Raw genomic sequence first — 17,038 nt, forward strand, 5'->3', positions numbered from 1 at the left:
GGCACCGGCAGCGCCCGCACCCACGTCCCGTCGTCCGTCAGATACCGGTCGACCGTCAGACCGGCTTCCGCAAGTGCCCCCTCGAAGGCCTCTCTTGTGAGCGGTCGGGACAGGAACGTCTGAGTCCATGCCACGTCCGGGAAGACATACTCCGCGCGCACCGAGTTCACGCCGTCCCCGACCGGCTTCGCGGAGACCATCCGTACGGTGAAACCACTAGGGTCGACCCGCTCCCTCGGCAGATTCGTGTGGTAGTCCTCCCCTTCCCGCTGGATCAACACGCAGCCGTCGTCGGCGACATGACGCCGACAGGTGTTCAGCAGGCTGCGCCGCACCTCCACGTCTCCTGCGTGCACCAGGAAGGAGGCGAGCATCACCACGTCGAACTTCTCACCGAGGTCCAGCCTCTCGATGGGCGTGCATATCGTGAGCGCTCCGCGGACCCGCTCCAGCATCTCGGCGGACTCGTCCACAGCCGTGACCGTGAAGCCGCGCTCCAGCAGCGGATGCGTCACCCGCCCCACCCCGCTGCCGAGCTCCAGGATGTGCGCCCCCGCCGGCACCGCCCCGGCGATGATGTCCGGCTCGTCACCCACGGGCAGCCGCGCATACAACTCGACCGCGCAGCCGTCCGGCGTGATCGCGCCGGGCCCCGTCCCCTCGTATCCCTCGCGCATCTCACCGCTTTCCTTGCGCGTCTCACTGCTTGCCTCGCGCATCTCACCGCCTTTCCTTGCGCGTCTCACCGCTTGCCTCGCGCATCTCACCGCATTCCTTGCGCGTCTCGCCGACTCCCTTGCGCGTCTCGCCGACTCCCTTGCGCGTCTCGTCGCTCATGGCCTGCCACGCCCCCTCCCTGGCCGTTCCCTCTACCCGCCGCTACAGCGGAAACCAGCCGTGCCCCCCGTACCAGTGCCCGCCCGCGCGGAGATGGTCACCGATCGCCCGCTCCACGCTGCTGCGCCGCGGAAGCTCCGCCACCGGCAGATCCGGATCGCCGAACACGAAGGCGACCGGATCGCTGTCGGCCGGCTCCGTCTCCTCATAGGCAACCCGGAACCGCTTCTGGAAGCGGACGATGTTGGACTCCTCCGGCAGAAGCCGCTTGAGCTGAGGGTCGAGCAGCCAGGAGTGGCAGACGGCGGCCTCGTACCGCTCCTCCGGAAAGTGGCGCGGGAAGAACTCCCTGGCCAGTGCCAGGGACTGGTCGCAGGCGGCCGGTGAGAGCGGTCCTCGGAAGTCGGATATATGGAGGTTGAGGCAGAGCCCTCCCGCGCCGGGACCAGCACCGGCTGCGGCAATCGCCTGCCCCGTCCGCTGCCCCAGCCTCGTGCGCTCGAACTGCAGCCGGCCCAGCTGGTACAGCTCTCCGTGGAAGTGCAGCGCAAGCCAGCCCGGCGCAAGCAGCCCGCTCGTGCCACGACGCCTGCGGTGCACCGCCATATGACGGCCGAGGTCGGCGAGTGTGCGGCGCGAGACGTCGTCCGGAATGCCGCGCGCACGGTGGTAGGCGCGCACAGACGGAAGCGCCGCCACGAACACGTACACCGCGAAGCACCGCCCGAGGAGCCCAAGCTGCTCGGGAAGGGAACGCAGACCGGCCCCACGGCCGATCTCCCCCATGTCGCGCACGAGACCGCTCACGCACCGCTTCAGGAGCCATCGCACCGCCGGGTCGCCTGCCACCCGCTCCCGCAGCCCGACCAGCTCGTTGATGTCCTCGTGCGGCACGGCGAGGTCCAGCAGGATGTCCGGCAGATCCTCCGCGGACGGAATCACGGCTTCCACCCCGGGCTCGCCCGCGCTCTCCATTTCCCTCAGCCAGTCGGCGGTACCCTCATCGCCCCTGAGTACGTCCAGAACATCCGATGTGCCCGGCATGGTGTCGTCCCCCCAGTTCCCTCCGCGCTCACTGCCAGGACCAACGTGCACGATCCCCGGCGAGTGCCGCCGGCGACTACCTCATACGGGTGAAACCACGCTCACCCGGACCCCCGCGTTCGCCCCATCCCTGGAGGGGTACTCCCGCGCGGAGGGAGTAGTGATGGCGATGCGTACAGGTAGTGAACCGGTGACTGCCCGCAGTCCCCTGCGGATGCGCTTCTGGCTCAGCGTCTGGGGCCTGATCATCACGGTCGCGGGCACGGTGGCGTTCGCCCTGGCGGGACGTCCGGGATGGGCGGCCGCGTGCGCCGCCCTGTGGCTGATCACGGTCATCGACATGGCGCTGATCCTCCGGCACATCCGCGAGGGTCCGCGCTACCAGCCAGGCCGCGACGTTCCGCCGTACCAGCCGCCCGACGACCGCTGGTGACGGCGCCGGCTCCTCGTCGGATCGGTGTGTCCGGCTGCGTCAGGAATCGAACCGCGCTGCCTTGACGTACTGCGGTTGCGGGTCGAGCGCCGCGGCGAGCCGGAAATGCCGCAGGGCCTGCTCGGGCTTGCCCGCGCGCTCATAGGTACGGGCGAGTGCGAAGTGGGCGAACGCGTTGTCGGGCTCGCGTTCCAGGACGATCGTGAACTCGAGCTCGGCAGGCCGCAGTTGCGCCGCGGCGAAGAACGCACGCGCGCGTAGCAGCCGTGCCGCGGTGTTCTCCGGGTGCACGGCGATGACCCGGTCCAGCAACTTCACCGCACCACGCGGATCACGGGCGGCGAGCAACTGCTCGGCCGCACGGAAGTCGATGACATCGGTTTCCGGCGTACGTTCGACATGTTCGGGCACGGCTGAGTCCTTCCCTGACTGCACGTGTTCAACGCCCGCCACAGGCCTTGCTATTCCACGGAAGGCCGACGACGCACCGTGCCGGAACCGGCCACTTCAGTGCTGGGCCGCTCCGGACGCCCTCTCCGCCAGCTCCCGCCACACCGTCTGGACCCGTTGCCGCAGCTCAGCGAGCGGCACATCGTTGTCGATCACGATGTCCGCGATCTCCAGCCGCTTTTCTCTGGTCGCCTGCGCTGCCATCCGCGCCCGCGCGTCCTCCTCGGTCATGCCGCGCAGGCGCACGAGCCGGTCAAGCTGGGTCGCCGGGCTCGCGTCGACGACGACCACCGCGTCGTAGAGGGGGCCCAGGCTGTTCTCGGCGAGCAGCGGCACATCGTGGATGACGACGGCGTCGTCCGGGGCGGCGGCCTCCAGTTCCGCGGAGCGATCCCGCACCAGCGGGTGCACGATCGAGTTCAGCACGGCCAGCCGGCCGGCGTCGGCGAACACGATCGAGCCCAGCTTCGGGCGGTCCAGCGAACCGTCCGCGCGCAGGACCTCCTCGCCGAAGGCCTCAACGATCGCGGCGAGCCCCGGAGTTCCGGGCTCGACCACCTCTCGTGCGATCTTGTCCGAGTCGATCAGAACCGCGCCGCACTCGACGAGCAGCCGCGACACCTCGCTCTTGCCGGCACCGATGCCTCCGGTCAGGCCCACTCTCAGCATGTCCGGAAGCTTAGACCGACAGGCAAATGCGGGGGGTGGGAGAAGGAGCGGGGCTGGGTGCGTGCAGCTGCAACGAGGAGGAGGGAGGCAACGCGGTGCGTGCCCAGCCCCGCGACGCCGCCCCCCATTTGCCGGTCGGTCTTAGGCCCTCGCCTCATGCAGCGCTCCGCTCGGCCCGGGTGAGCGATCCGGTCTTCCGCCCCAGTTCCGCGGCCGCGCTGAGAGTTTCCCGGTGCCGCATACCGCTAGGCGTCGCCCTCCCGCTCCGCCAGGAACCGTTCGAACTGCCGGCCGAGCTCGTCGGCGGACGGGATGTCGGCCGGTTCCGCGAGCATGTTGCCGCGGGTCTCGGCGCCCGCCGCGGCGTCGTACTGGTGCTCAAGGCCCTGGACCAGCGCGACGAGTTCCTCGTCGCCCTCCCGGATCTGCCGGTCGATCTCGGTCTGCGTACGGTGCGCGTCGGTGCGCAGGGAGTGCGCGATGCCCGGAAGTACCAGTCCGGTCGCGGCCGTGATCGCCTCCAGGACGGTCAGTGCGGCGTCGGGATACGGGGAGCGAGCAATGTAGTGCGGAACGTGTGCGGCGACGCCGAGCACGTCGTGTCCGGCCTCCGCGAGTCGGTACTCGAGCAGCGACTCGGCACTTCCTGGCACCTGTGCCTCTTCGAAGGGGCTGCGGTGACCGGGGACGAGATCGGTGCGGTTGCCGTGCGGGGTGAGCCCCACGGGACGGGTGTGCGGGACACCCATGGGAATGCCGTGGAAGTTCACCGACAGCCGCACGCCGAGCCGCTCGACGACCTGCTGGACGGCGGCCGCGAAACGCTCCCACTCGACATCGGGTTCGGGGCCTGAAAGCAGCAGGAAGGGCGCCCCCGTGGCGTCCTGTACGAGCCGCACGTCCAGCGTGGGAACCTCGTAGTCCGTCCAGCTGTCGCGCTTGAACGTCAACAGCGGGCGCCGGGCGCGGTAGTCGATGAGGCGGTCGTGGTCGAAGCGCGCCACAACCTGGTTCGGCAATGAGTCGAGGAGACGGTCGACGATCTGATCGCCGGTGTCGCCCGCGTCGATGTAACCCTCGAAGTGGTAGAGCATCACCAGTCCCGCCGACTCCTGTGCGAGCGCCATGTCGACGGCGGTGAGCCCCTTGGGCTCCCATGCGTACAAACCCTGCGGATCAAGCACTGTGACCGCTCCTCCTCGTGTTCGTACAGCAGAACGCGCGACAGAGCGCGGGCATTCCCGTCCCGCGCCCCTGCACACCCGGCTCGTGGCTGTGCGTCTTACGTGCCGTCCCAGTATCCGGGCACCCGGACACGGGGACGGCGGTTATGCGCACACCTCACCAGACGGACACGCGCGTGCCTCCTCACACCGACACGCGCGCGTGCTTCACAACGCCAGTACGCGCGCGTGAAGCGCGGTAACAGCCTTGCGCGCCGAGGCGAAAGCACCGTGCTGCCACGCGTCGGTGTAGCTCAGCCAGTCGCCGGCGAAGTAGACACGCCCAGTGGGCTCGTTCAGCGGCTTGTACCGCGGGTGGTCGGGACCGTCGGGAGTGTCGTGCCAGGCCGCCTCGAGATACGGGGTCTGCCGCCAGTGATGCGAGAAGGAGGAGGCGAGCTCGGTGCGGTACTTCTCGCCGTAGATCTTCACTCCGGCGGCAACGGCACGCTTCTCGCGCTCCTTCGGAGTGAGCGCGCCGTACGAGTCCGCGTCCTCGTCGTAGTTGTAGTAACCGATCATCAGGCCGCGCTCGCCGTTGTAGCCGTACGAGGGGTGCCAGATGTGGCTGACGTCGAGGTCGGTCTCGGTGATGCCGCCGTAGATCTTGTGATCGAGCTCCCACCAGCGGGACTTGTACTCGAGGCCGATCTTGGCCGCGGACTGCGGCGTGATGGCCTCCAGGGCCGACTGCACTCCGGATCCGAGGTTGTGCGGGACCTTGGCGAGGATGTTGGGCGGCGTCGCCGCGATGCAGAAGTCGGCCTCGACGATGTGGGTGCGGCCGCCCTGTGTGTAGGTGACGGTGACGCCGTCGCCCCTGTCGGTGATCTTCGTGACGGCGGCGCCTGTACGGACCCGGTGCGCACCGATCGCCTCGGTCAGCGCCTTGGGTATCTCGTCCATGCCGCCGACCGGCTGGAACATGAGCATCGCCTGGTCGAATTCGAATTCGAAGGAGAAGTAGCGCCCGACGCCGGTCGCGAAGACGTCGGAGGCGGACGGGATGTCGCCGAGGAGCACACCGGGGGTCCCCGCTGCGGCCGGAACGGTGGTGTACCCCCGGCGCGAACCGCCCTCGTAGCCGAGCTTGTCGCCGAGCTCGCCGAAGTCCTTCAGGAACTCGATCAGCCGCTCCTGGTCGGCGGTGGTCAACTGCTGGTCCAGAGCGCCCTTGTCGGTCGCCTTGGCCAGGAACTCGGAGACGTAGCCGTACACATCGGCCTTGGCTGTGCGGTAGCGCATCGGCTTGGTCATGCCGGCGGACTCGTTGAAGATGTAGGCGTCGGCGTTCGTGTTCGTGAACACCTCGACGGGCACGCCGAGTTCACGGCAGTAGTCGAGGGTGACCATCCACTGCGGGAGACGGGCCGGGCCCGCGTTCATGTACTGCCCGTCGCTGAACCGGGCCGTCTGCTTGGTGCCGTTGAGGTCGGTGGTGGAATCGCCACCGCGCACCGTGAAGTTGCGGCCACCGGTACGGTCTCTGGCTTCGAGGACCGTACAGTCGTAGCCGGCCTTGCCGAGTTCGTACGCGGATGCGAGCCCGGCGATGCCGCCTCCCACGATGACCACCTTGGCCGCGCCGCGGCCGCTGAGCGTGAAGTCCCCGTACTGCGGGGCACGGAAGGGCTGCTCACGCTGCGCGGCCTGCGCGGTGGGTGCGAGGCCCAGGGCGCCCATGGTGGCGAACATCGTGCCCGCACCACCCGTGAGACCCACATTGCGGAGAAACGCGCGTCGGCTGGTGCCCGAACCGGCCTGAGGCTGTGCCATGTGTCTTCGGCTCCCCTAATCGATCATGATCTGACCAGGGGATCCTGACAAGAACCTGTTACAGGCCAACGGGATTCGTGTATCGACCACATTTCTCGGATGCCGCTGCGGGAAACGCACTGGGGCCCGCACCCCGAAGGGTGCGGGCCCCAGCGTTACCGGCTAAGCCCTAGCGGCTGGGGGGTCCCCCCGGCCGAAGGTTGCGGGAATTCAGCTCTGGCCACCCGCGAGCTTCTCGCGAAGCGCAGCCAGCGCCTCGTCCGAGGCAAGCGCCCCGGAGTTGTCCGCGGACTCCGAGGAGTACGACCCACCGGCCGCGGCCGGAGCCGCACCCGCAGCCTCGCCACCCTCGGCAGCGGCCTGGGCGTCCGCCTCGCGGGACTTGATGACCTGCGCCTGGTGCTGCTCGAAGCGAGCCTGCGCCTCGGCGTACTGGTGCTCCCACGCCTCGCGCTGGGTCTCGTAGCCCTCGAGCCAGTCGTTGGTCTCGGGGTCGAAGCCCTCGGGGTAGATGTAGTTGCCCTGGTCGTCGTACGACGCGGCCATGCCGTACAGCGTCGGGTCGAACTCGACCGAGGCCGGGTCGGCACCGAAGGCCTCGTTGGCCTGCTTCAGCGACAGCGAGATCCGGCGACGCTCGAGGTCGATGTCGATGACCTTGACGAAGATCTCGTCGTTGACCTGGACGACCTGCTCCGGGATCTCCACGTGGCGCTCGGCCAGCTCGGAGATGTGGACCAGGCCCTCGATGCCCTCGTCGACGCGGACGAACGCACCGAACGGCACGAGCTTCGTGACCTTACCCGGGACGACCTGACCGATCTGGTGGGTCCGGGCGAACTGCTGCCACGGGTCTTCCTGGGTCGCCTTCAGCGACAGGGAGACGCGCTCGCGGTCCATGTCGACGTCGAGGACCTCGACGGTGACCTCCTGGCCGACCTCGACGACCTCGGACGGGTGGTCGATGTGCTTCCAGGACAGCTCGGAGACGTGGACCAGACCGTCGACGCCACCCAGGTCCACGAAGGCACCGAAGTTGACGATCGAGGAGACCACACCGGACCGCACCTGACCCTTCTGGAGGGTGGTGAGGAAGGTCTGGCGAACCTCGGACTGGGTCTGCTCCAGCCAGGCACGGCGGGACAGGACCACGTTGTTGCGGTTCTTGTCCAGCTCGATGATCTTCGCCTCGAGCTCCTTGCCGACGTACGGCTGGAGGTCGCGGACGCGGCGCATCTCGACGAGAGAGGCCGGGAGGAAGCCGCGGAGGCCGATGTCGAGGATGAGACCACCCTTGACGACCTCGATGACGGTACCGGTGACGATGCCGTCCTCTTCCTTGATCTTCTCGATGGTGCCCCAGGCACGCTCGTACTGGGCGCGCTTCTTCGAGAGGATCAGGCGGCCTTCCTTGTCCTCCTTCTGGAGGACCAGGGCCTCGATCTCGTCGCCCACGGCGACGACCTCGTTCGGGTCGACATCGTGCTTGATCGAGAGCTCTCGGCTCGGGATGACACCTTCGGTCTTGTAACCGATGTCGAGCAGGACCTCGTCCCGGTCGACCTTCACGATGACGCCGTCGACGATGTCGCCGTCGTTGAAGTACTTGATCGTCTCGTCGATCGCGGCGAGGAAGGCTTCCTCGTTACCGATGTCGTTGACCGCAACCTGCGGGGTGGTGGCGGTGGTCTCGGTGCTGCTCGTCATGTGGGAAAGGGCTCCGGTACGGACATTGAGTCGTAGGTACTGCTTACGCCGGGAGCCCGTTTCGCTCTGCAGAAGCCGGACAGCTTAGGAGGCGTGCTCTCCGGATTTCCATGTGAAAACGGAAAGCGCCTCGACAACCGAGGGGACATACAACAGATGCGAGCGCAGCCTGCTATGTCTGAGGAGCGCAGGCCCGCAGCGCAACTTGTAGCATACGGGGGCAGCCGGGCAGGGTCAATGCGCGAACGCGCACACCCGGGGCGGATCGCCGCATTCCCGGCACAAGACCTGTTGTCTGAGGCCACAGGGGCCGCAGAACGCTCGGTCGCGACACGCACACAGCGTCACGGCTGACGTGACAGCACGCCGCCGCGCCGCGCCGCCGTCGAGACCCGTCACGACAGATCAGCGGCAGGTGACGGAAGAGTACGACGAGGGAGCCGATCATCCAAGAGTCCGAGCTGCCCGAACCGGAAGCCACTCGACGTGACACGAATGTCACGGAGAGCAGTCGCGCGAGCCGCGGCTGGTGGGACCGGAACGCGGACGAGTACCAGCGCGATCACGGCGCCTTTCTCGGCGACGACCGTTTCGTCTGGGGCCCGGAGGGGCTCGACGAGGCGCATGCGGCGCTGCTCGGCCCTGCGGCCGAGCTGAAGGGCAAGGACGTCCTGGAGATCGGTGCGGGCGCGGCGCAGTGCTCGCGCTGGCTGGCCGCGCAGGGCGCCCGGCCCGTCGCCCTGGACCTCTCGCACCGGCAGCTGCAGCACGCCCTGCGGATCGGCGCCGAGGGGCTCGGCCTTGTCCAGGCCGATGCGGAGGCACTGCCGTTCGCGGACGCCTCCTTCGACCTGGCTTGCTCGGCGTACGGGGCGCTGCCGTTCGTCGCCGACCCGGTGCAGGTGCTGCGGGAGGTGCGGCGAGTGCTGCGTCCCGGGGGGAGGTTCGTCTTCTCGGTCACGCATCCCATCCGGTGGGCGTTCCCGGACGAGCCGGGCCCGGAGGGCCTGTCGGTGGCCGCCTCGTACTTCGACCGTACGCCGTACGTGGAGCAGGACGAGCAGGGGCGTGCCGTGTATGTCGAGCACCACAGGACGATCGGCGACCGGGTGCGGGACGTGGCCGCGGCGGGTTTCCGGCTCGTCGATCTCGTCGAGCCGGAGTGGCCGGCCTGGAACAGCCAGGAGTGGGGCGGCTGGTCCCCGCTGCGCGGGAATCTGATCCCCGGGACGGCGATCTTCGTCTGCGTACGGGACGAGTGATCTGCCGGTACGGGTGATCTGCTGGTCTGCGTACGCACGCACGCGTTCCGGCCGCTTCGCGCTGCCGCCCGTTTTGGCGGGCGTGTCGGCCGTTTTGGACGGGCGTACGAGACTGGGGGCGTGATCCGTACCGACGCCCTGGAACAGCTGCCCGTCCGTACCGCCGTGCCCGCCCTGCGTGGCGCACTGGACGCGCATGGCACCGCGGTGCTGTGCGCGCCGCCCGGGACGGGCAAGACGACGCTCGTGCCGCTCGCGCTGGCCGGTCTGCTGGGCGACGCTCCGGCGGATGCGGAGGGTGCGGTACGGCGTGTCGTCGTCGCCGAGCCGAGGCGTATCGCCGCTCGGGCCGCCGCCCGGCGGATGGCGTGGCTGCTGGGCGAACAGACCGGGCAGCGGGTGGGTTACACCGTGCGCGGTGAGCGCGTGGTGGGGCGGCACACGCGCGTGGAGGTCGTCACCACCGGTGTCCTGCTGCAGCGGCTGCAGCGGGATCCGGAGCTGGCGGGCGTCGACGCGGTGGTCATCGACGAGTGTCATGAGCGGCATCTGGACGCGGACACGGTCGCTGCGTTCCTCCTGGACGTACGGGCCGCGCTGCGGCCAGAGCTGCGGTTGCTGGCGGCGTCGGCGACGACCGATGCGAAGGGATGGGCGCGGCTGCTGGGCGCGGCGCCGGTGATCGAGGCCGAGGGTGTCTCGTATCCGGTGGAGGTGGTGTGGGCGCCACCCGTGCAGCCGGTGCGGCCGCCGCACGGGATGCGGGTGGATCCGGCGCTGCTGTCGCATGTGGCGTCGGTGGTGCGGCGGGCGCTGGGCGAGCGGGACGGGGATGTGCTGTGTTTTCTGCCGGGGGTGGGGGAGATCGCCCGGGTGGCCGGCCGGCTGGGGGATCTGGACGGGGTCGAGGTGCTGCAGGTGCACGGCCGGGCACCGGCGGCGGTGCAGGACGCGGTGCTGGCGGGGTCGGCGGACGGTGCGCGCAGGCTGGTGCTGGCGACGTCGGTCGCGGAGTCGAGTCTGACCGTGCCGGGGGTGCGGGTGGTGGTCGACTCCGGGCTCGCGCGCGAGCCGCGGGTGGACCACGCGCGCGGGCTCAGCGCGCTGACCACGGTGCGGGCCTCACAGGCGGCCGGCCGGCAGCGGACGGGGCGGGCCGGGCGTGAGGCGCCGGGTGCCGTGTACCGGTGCTGGTCGGAGGCGGAGGACGGGCGGCTGCCGCGGTTTCCGGCGCCCGAGATCAGGGTGGCGGACCTCGCCTCGTTCGCCCTGCAGGCGGCCTGCTGGGGCGACCCTGACGCGTCCGGTCTCGCGCTGCTCGATCCGCCGCCGGGCGGGGCGATGGCCGCGGCGCGGGAGGTCCTGCGCGCCATCGGGGCCGTGGACTCGGCCGGCCGCGCCACCGAGCGGGGCACCCGTATGACGCAGCTCGGGCTCCATCCGCGGCTGGCGAGGGCTCTGCTCGACGGGGCCGCCGAGGTAGGCGCGCGGCGTGCGGCCGAGGTGATCGCCCTCCTCAGCGAGGAGCCGCCGCGCGAGTACGGCGACGACCTCGCCGCGGCGTGGCGTTCCGCACGCCGCGGGGGTGACGCCTACGGCGCGCGTTGGCGTGCGGAGGCGCGGCGACTCACGTCCGCGGTCGCCCTTCGTGGCGGGGGCAGGGCGGACGCGGGGTCCGTCGAGGCCGTCGGGCCCGCGGGGGCCGGTTCGGCCCCCGAGGACGCGGTGCACGCCGGGCCCGCGGACGGCCGGCTCGCCGAGGGCGGACATACGGATCGCGGCCGCGCGGACGACGGCGCCGCGTCTGTCAGTGCCGCGGACAGCCGGGGCGCGGCAGACGCCCGGTCCGTCGAAGCCGTCGAAGCCGCCGGGCTGGGCTCGGCCGCCAAGGACGCCGTACCCGCAGACGCCGTGCCGTCGGGCGGCGGGCACACGGACGGCGGGCTCGCCGAGGGCAGGCATACGGATCGCGGCCGCGCGGACGACGGCCCCGCGTCTGTCAGTGCCGCGGACAGCCGGGGCGCGGCAGACGCCCGGTCCGTCGAAGCCGTCGAGGCCGCAGGGCTGGGCTCGGCCGCCAAGGACGCCGTACCCGCACACGCCGTGCCGTCGGGCGGCGGGCACACGGACGACGGTGCCGGACCGGCTCGTGCCGGGCGTGCCGGCGCCGCGGGCGGCAGGGGCGGGCACGGCAGTGCCGCCCATGCCGGCGCCGCAGGCGGCAAGGACGAGCACAGCCGTGCCGCCCATGCCGGCGCCGCAGGCGGCAAGGACGAGCACAGCCGTGCCGCCCATGCCGGCGCCGCAGGCGGCAAGGACGAGCACAGCAGTGCCACCCCGCACGCCCTGGCCTCGTACGGCGGTACGGCGCGTGCCGGGTACACCGACGATCTCGTAGCCGGGCTCGTCGCCGCGTTGGCGTTTCCGGAGCGGGTTGCGCGGGCGCGGGGCGACGAGGCGTATCGCATGGTGTCCGGGACCGGTGCCGAGCTCGGTGAGGGTTCCGCGTTGCGCGGGGCGCCGTGGATCGCGGTGGCCGTGGCCGACCGGCCCGTGGGCGCCGGGCACGCGCGCGTGCGGCTCGGCGCCGTGATCGACGAGGCGACCGCGCGCCGGGCCGCCGCTTCCCTGTACGCCGAGGGGGAGGAGGTCGGCTGGGTGGACGGCGACGTCGTCGCCCGGCGTGTCGAGCGGCTGGGGGCCGTGGAGCTGGCCGCGAGCCCGCTCAAGGACGCCGACCCCGGCCTCGTACGCGAGGCGCTGCTGGAGGGGCTGCGGCGCGAGGGGCTCGGTCTGCTGCGCTGGACGGGGGACGCCGAAGCGCTGCGGCAGCGGCTGGCCTTCCTGTACCGGCACAGCGGCGCCCCATGGCCCGACGTCTCGGACGATGCGCTCCACGCGCGCGTGGGCGAGTGGTTGGAGCCGGAGCTGAGCCGCGCCCGCAGGCGAGCCGATCTGGGGCGCATCGGCGCCGGACAGGCGCTCACGCGGCTGCTGCCGTGGGCATCCGGTGAGGCGGCCCGGCTGGACGAACTGGCCCCTGAGCGTGTGGAGGTGCCGAGCGGGTCCAGAATCCGGATCGACTACGGCAACCCCGACCAGCCCGTACTCGCCGTGAAGCTGCAGGAGATGTTCGGCCTGGCCGAGACGCCGCGCGTGGCCGGAGTGCCGCTGCTCGTCCATCTGCTCTCGCCCGCCGGCCGCCCCGCCGCCGTCACCGCCGACCTGGCCTCCTTCTGGCGCGACGGCTACCGGTCCGTACGCGCAGAACTGCGTGGCCGGTACCCCAAGCACCCGTGGCCCGAGGACCCTGCCACCGCCGAGCCCACCCGCCATACGAACGCGCGGCTCAGGCGCTGACGTTGCCGGACACTGGCGCCCGGCAACCGAATGCTCAGGCGTTGACCGGTTCCGGTTCCGGCTCCCACTCCCCCGCGGGCGCCGGGTCCCCCGGCCTTCGGCCGCGCGCCTCCAGCACGAGCGACAGCGTGAGCAGCGCGGCGCCGAGACCGAGGAAGCCCCACGGCAGATACGAGGTCAGCAGCAGGACCAGCGTGCGCTGGGACGCAACCAGGTCGACAGTCGACCTGATGTAGTCCTCGCGCATCTTGACGTGCCCGGCGAACGCCGTGACCTTGTCGCGGTCGCCAAGCAGCGTCCCGCCTCGCAGCTCCTCCTTGTGGATCTCCTCGCCGTAGACGGGGGCGCCGGTGACGGGTTCGACCCAGAACTTCCGTACGGTCGTGTACCAGCGGGTGGTGCCCGTCTTCGCGACCGACTCGGGGGTGATGCCCTCGACCGGCATCGTCTTCGGCATGCTGACCTTGGTCCAGGGGATCGTCTGCTCGAAGTAGTAGACCTCGACACCGCGGAAGTTCTGCGTCCCCTTGTAGTGGATGGGCGCGGTGATGCGGGCCTGGGCGTCGAAGTACTCGTAGTCCCGCTTCTCTGTCAGGAAGGGCCACTTGAACTCGATGCCCTCGCGTTCGACCGGGTCCCCGTCGACCATCTCGCCCGCTGCGTGAACGGGCTCCTGGGTGTGCGCGTCGAAGATGTAGCGCTCAGGGATCTTGGAGACCATCTTGCCGTCCGGGCCCTGAACGTAGGAGAGCCCGTCCCAGACCACCACGTCGCGGCCGGCGCTCTTCTCGATCTTCTCGGACTCCTCCACATCGCCCTTGAGGGTCTGCACGATGGTGACCTTGTCGACCTTCTTGGCCTGCATGGTGCCGTAGTCGAGGAGGGTCGCGGGTTTCGCCTCCAGCACCATGGTCTGGTAGTGGCTCGCGGGGATCTTCGCCAGCCGGGGGAAGGCGTACCAGCGCACGAGCGGGGACAGCGCCGTGCAGAACACGGCGAGGGCGAGCAGGACCAGGCTGGCCTTGCGGCGCATCTCGACGGCCCTCCTACGGGTCAGGGGTGTGCGGGGACGGTGGTGAGCAGCGGCTTCGGTGAGGTCTCGCCCGGGGGTGAGCCGACTGCGGTGAGCGTGAGGACCAGGGCGAACGCGACGGCGAGACCGGTGGCAGCGGCTATGAGGGCACGCATGGGGCCTCCCGGCAGGCTCATAGGCGGTAACTGATGGGGCGTCAGGGCTGGGGCACCGTAGCAACGGCCGCGCGAGATGAGAACACGTTGCACATGCAGAACGGCGCCCCTCTGCCGGTGGTGGCAGAGGGGCGCCGCTGGTACGTCCGAGATGTCGTTACGAGGTGGTGGCAGCCGCCACCTTCAATTCGACGGTCAGCGTCGCGCCGCCCGCGGTGTTGATGCGGAGCAGGAACGTACCGGTCGTGTCGTCCGCGTACAGCTTGGGCAGCTTCAGCAGACCGTTCGCGTCCGTCTCCAGGTTTGCGAGGCTGCGGACCGGGTTGCCGTCCGCGTCCTTGAAGTAGGGGCCCTTGTCGTTCGCCGTGGCGTCGTCCGCCGACGTGATCAGGGTCGCGGTGGCCGCGACACCGTCCGCGACGGCGCCCTTGTACGTGGCCTTGACCTCGACGTCGTTCGCGAACTCGCCGCCCGGCGTGCAGGTCAGCGCGGCGTCGCTGGTGCGTACGAGGGTGTCGGCCTGGCGTTCGGTGACCGTCGCCGTGTAGTCGAGACCGGAGAGCGTACGGCCCACGACGGCGGCACGGACGGTGAAGTCGCCCGCCTTCTCGCCGGCCTGGATCGTGGGAGCCGTGGCCGTGCCGGTGGCCGACGTGACGATCGTGGCGACGGTCTCGCCGCCCGCGAAGGTCGCGTCCGTGTCGCCGACGATCGTGAAACGCACCCTGACCTTCGGCACGCCGACGCCCGACGCGGACTCGGCCCGCACGGACACCCTCTCACCGAACGCGTCGCCCGCCATCGCGGTCAGCTCCCCTGTGCCGGCGTCCTCCAGGCGCGCCACGGTGTCGGTGCCGGTGGGCGGTGTGGGACTGGGCGAGGGCGAGCCGGATCCGGTGCCAGGATCGTTCGGGGCGGGGCTCGTCGTACCGCCGCCCGGCTTCGTGGTGCCCGGTGTGCTGGGCTTGGACGTACCGGGCGTGCTCGGTGACGGGCTGGGGCTCGGCCCGTCGCTGTCGTCGCTGCGGTTGTTCGGCAGGACGCCCGTGCCGTCCGGGACCTCGTGGGTGCCCTTGCGGTAGTACTCGAGCCACTTCAGGACCGTGTTCAGGTACTCCCGCGAGTGGTTGTAGCTGAGGATGGCCGCGTGCAGCTGCGAGGTGACCGACAGGTCGCGGTCGCCGGCGCACAGATAGCGGCCGGCGGCGAGCGCCGCGTCGTAGATGTTGTTGGGGTCCCGCTTGCCGTCGCCGTTGCCGTCCGATCCCCAGCTCTCCCAGGTCGAGGGTATGAACTGCATGGGGCCGACAGCGCGGTCATGCACCGTGTCGCCGTCGTACGCGCCGCCGTCGGTGTCGGTGATCTTCGCGAAGCCGTTGCCGTTGAGGGGCGGTCCGAGGATGCCGGTCGTGGTGCCGTTCGCGTCCACGCGTCCGCCGTTGGCCTGGCCCGACTCGACCTTTCCGATGGCCGCGAGCAGTTGCCAGGGGAGGTTGCAGCCGGGCTTGGACTCCGCGAGAGCGGCCTCGGCCTTCTTGTACGCGTCGAGGACGGTGGCGGGTATGCCGGCCTCCGTGTCGCCCGTGTTGCCGTCGCCGTTGCCGGGGCTGGGCGACGCGGTGGGGCTGTTGAGGGGCGGCAGATCCGTGTAGTAGGAGGAGTCGGTCGCGCCGGGGTCGGTGTCGGAGTCGGCCGCGGGAGTGTCCGTGCGCTGCCGACCGGTGCCGGTGTCGGTCAGGCCCGGGGCCTGCGACGCGGACAGTGCCGCGACCGCGGCCGCCGCCAGGGTGGCGGTCGCCACCCCCTTGCGCAGCCTCCTGCGGAAATGCGCCGCCATGCCGAGAACCCCTCCCATTGACGATCGTGCGGGACCGTGCGCGCTCCCCAGCGCGTCGACCCACGTGACACTACGACAACTCGGAGCGCGTAGACACCTGTTCGTGCCCGATATTCACCGGTTGGCCACCTCTGGATTTCAGCCATCCTCCAGGCCCGGGCCACCCACATCGGCCTAATCAGCGCGTCTCGCATACTGGGCGGCATTGCCTCGCGCCACAGTCAGGGGGCGGCGCGATCAGTGGGACTGTCAAAAAGGGGGCCTCTTGCCGTTCACGCTCAGCCATGCCGCCGCTGTACTGCCGGTGATCCGCCGTGACGGCACGGGGCGAGGGCCGCTGGTTCCGTCGGCGCTCGTCGCGGGTTCCTTTGCGCCCGACATGACGTACTTCGCGGCGAGTGTTCTCCCCGGCGCCATGGAGTTCGGAGAGGTCACGCATTCTTTCCTGGGCGTGTTCACGGTCGACGTCCTCGTCGTGGCGGCGCTCGTCGGCGTCTGGCGGGTGCTTCGCGAGCCGTTGGTGGCGCTGCTGCCGCGCATCTGGCAGGGCCGTACGTATGCGCTGCTGCGCGGCGGAGGAGAGCCGGGGCGACGGTCGCTCGGGGCACTGTTCGTGTGGGGGTACGTCTCCGCGGTGCTCGGCGCCGCCACGCATGTGGTGTGGGATGCGTTCACGCACTTCGACCGGTGGGGGATGCGGGTGTTCCCCGCGCTCGGTGAGACGGTCGCGGGCTTCCCGCTCTACTGGTACGCGCAGTACGGCGGTTCGGCGCTGGCCCTGGTGGTGACCGCCCTGTTCGTCGCGTCCGCGCTGCGCCGGGTGGCGCCCGCGGAACCCGTCGGCGTGCCTCAGCTGTCCGTGTGCGGGCGGTGGTTGGCTGGCGCTGTGCTCGGCGGGTGTGCGGTAGTGGCGGCGGTGCACCGGGCGCTCCGCTGGTGGGAGTACTGGGGTGCGACCGCCAAGCCGTGGGAGCTGATCCCGACCGTGTGCTTCGGGGCGGGGGCGGGCCTCGCCCTGGGGCTCGTCGTGTACGGCGTGGCGCTGCGCGCCTTGCGGCCGGCAGGGCCGAACTCTGCCGCCACCGACGCTTCCGTCTCCGCGGCACCGGCGGAGGCCGAGGCGGAGGCGGCCTCAGCGGACGCCGGGCCGTGACGGCCTGGACGACCTGACGCCGACCGCCTGAGCGGCTGCCGCGCTGACTCCGGCGGCCGCCGTTGTGGGCAGGCGTCCCTCCCCCAGCCAACGCTGGGG

Annotated in this window: 14 protein-coding genes; 4 read left to right on the plus strand and 10 right to left on the minus strand. The window is 70.6% G+C overall.

The annotated features are described in order from the left end of the window. Both H1D24_RS35925 and H1D24_RS35930 read right to left on the minus strand, forming a co-directional pair. Positions 1 to 677 (minus strand): class I SAM-dependent methyltransferase (locus H1D24_RS35925; protein WP_181661963.1); only part of this gene is annotated, 677 nt, incomplete at its 3' end. 202 nt (positions 678 to 879) lie between these two features. After that, positions 880 to 1,812, minus strand: a complete 933-nt coding sequence (locus tag H1D24_RS35930) for an acyltransferase domain-containing protein (RefSeq protein WP_258564594.1) — start codon at positions 1,810 to 1,812, stop codon at positions 880 to 882. 238 nt (positions 1,813 to 2,050) lie between these two features. Between H1D24_RS35930 and H1D24_RS35935 the strand changes: the two genes are divergently transcribed. Continuing rightward, complete coding sequence (locus H1D24_RS35935) at positions 2,051 to 2,314, plus strand: DUF6343 family protein (RefSeq protein ID WP_181661920.1); 264 nt, start codon at positions 2,051 to 2,053, stop codon at positions 2,312 to 2,314. A 39-nt stretch (positions 2,315 to 2,353) separates the two neighbouring features. On the opposite strand, the gene H1D24_RS35940 is transcribed toward H1D24_RS35935, so the two are convergent. From H1D24_RS35940 to rpsA, 5 genes are all read right to left on the minus strand, one after another. Further along, on the minus strand, positions 2,354 to 2,725 hold the full coding sequence (locus H1D24_RS35940) for a tetratricopeptide repeat protein (protein WP_181661921.1): 372 nt from the start codon (positions 2,723 to 2,725) through the stop codon (positions 2,354 to 2,356). 96 nt (positions 2,726 to 2,821) lie between these two features. Further along, a complete protein-coding gene (gene coaE / locus H1D24_RS35945) occupies positions 2,822 to 3,433 on the minus strand; it encodes a dephospho-CoA kinase (protein WP_181661922.1) in 612 nt (203 codons plus the stop codon). A gap of 245 nt (positions 3,434 to 3,678) precedes the next feature. Further along, a complete protein-coding gene (locus H1D24_RS35950; RefSeq protein WP_181661923.1) occupies positions 3,679 to 4,617 on the minus strand; it encodes a PAC2 family protein in 939 nt (312 codons plus the stop codon). A gap of 207 nt (positions 4,618 to 4,824) precedes the next feature. Continuing rightward, positions 4,825 to 6,351 carry a flavin monoamine oxidase family protein gene (locus H1D24_RS35955; RefSeq protein WP_374064470.1) on the minus strand — a complete coding sequence of 509 codons (1,527 nt, stop codon included), beginning with the start codon at positions 6,349 to 6,351 and terminating at the stop codon, positions 4,825 to 4,827. Positions 6,352 to 6,642: 291 nt separating this feature from the next. Further along, a complete protein-coding gene (rpsA, locus tag H1D24_RS35960) occupies positions 6,643 to 8,139 on the minus strand; it encodes a 30S ribosomal protein S1 (protein ID WP_181661925.1) in 1,497 nt (498 codons plus the stop codon). Between the two features lie 443 nt (positions 8,140 to 8,582). Here rpsA and H1D24_RS35965 point away from each other — a divergent pair, with 443 nt between their 5' ends. Further along, positions 8,583 to 9,401 carry a class I SAM-dependent methyltransferase gene (locus tag H1D24_RS35965; RefSeq protein WP_181661964.1) on the plus strand — a complete coding sequence of 273 codons (819 nt, stop codon included), beginning with the start codon at positions 8,583 to 8,585 and terminating at the stop codon, positions 9,399 to 9,401. A gap of 120 nt (positions 9,402 to 9,521) precedes the next feature. Continuing rightward, a complete protein-coding gene (locus tag H1D24_RS35970) occupies positions 9,522 to 12,761 on the plus strand; it encodes an ATP-dependent helicase C-terminal domain-containing protein (protein WP_181661926.1) in 3,240 nt (1,079 codons plus the stop codon). A gap of 34 nt (positions 12,762 to 12,795) precedes the next feature. On the opposite strand, the gene pgfA is transcribed toward H1D24_RS35970, so the two are convergent. The 3 genes from pgfA to H1D24_RS35985 form a co-directional block, all read right to left on the minus strand. Then, a complete protein-coding gene (gene pgfA, locus H1D24_RS35975; protein ID WP_181661927.1) occupies positions 12,796 to 13,794 on the minus strand; it encodes a cell envelope lipid trafficking protein PgfA in 999 nt (332 codons plus the stop codon). 20 nt (positions 13,795 to 13,814) lie between these two features. Then, positions 13,815 to 13,949 (minus strand): SPW_0924 family protein, encoded by a 135-nt coding sequence (locus H1D24_RS35980; RefSeq protein WP_181661928.1) that lies wholly within the window; start codon positions 13,947 to 13,949, stop codon positions 13,815 to 13,817. Between the two features lie 157 nt (positions 13,950 to 14,106). Then, positions 14,107 to 15,786 carry a lytic transglycosylase domain-containing protein gene (locus H1D24_RS35985; RefSeq protein ID WP_181661929.1) on the minus strand — a complete coding sequence of 560 codons (1,680 nt, stop codon included), beginning with the start codon at positions 15,784 to 15,786 and terminating at the stop codon, positions 14,107 to 14,109. Positions 15,787 to 16,051: 265 nt separating this feature from the next. Between H1D24_RS35985 and H1D24_RS35990 the strand changes: the two genes are divergently transcribed. Then, positions 16,052 to 16,939, plus strand: coding sequence for a DUF4184 family protein (locus H1D24_RS35990; RefSeq protein ID WP_181661930.1), 888 nt, complete (start codon positions 16,052 to 16,054; stop codon positions 16,937 to 16,939). The last annotated feature ends 99 nt before the right edge of the window (positions 16,940 to 17,038 follow it).

This window comes from Streptomyces himalayensis subsp. himalayensis (genome assembly GCF_013778455.1).
Lineage (GTDB): Bacteria > Actinomycetota > Actinomycetes > Streptomycetales > Streptomycetaceae > Streptomyces > Streptomyces himalayensis.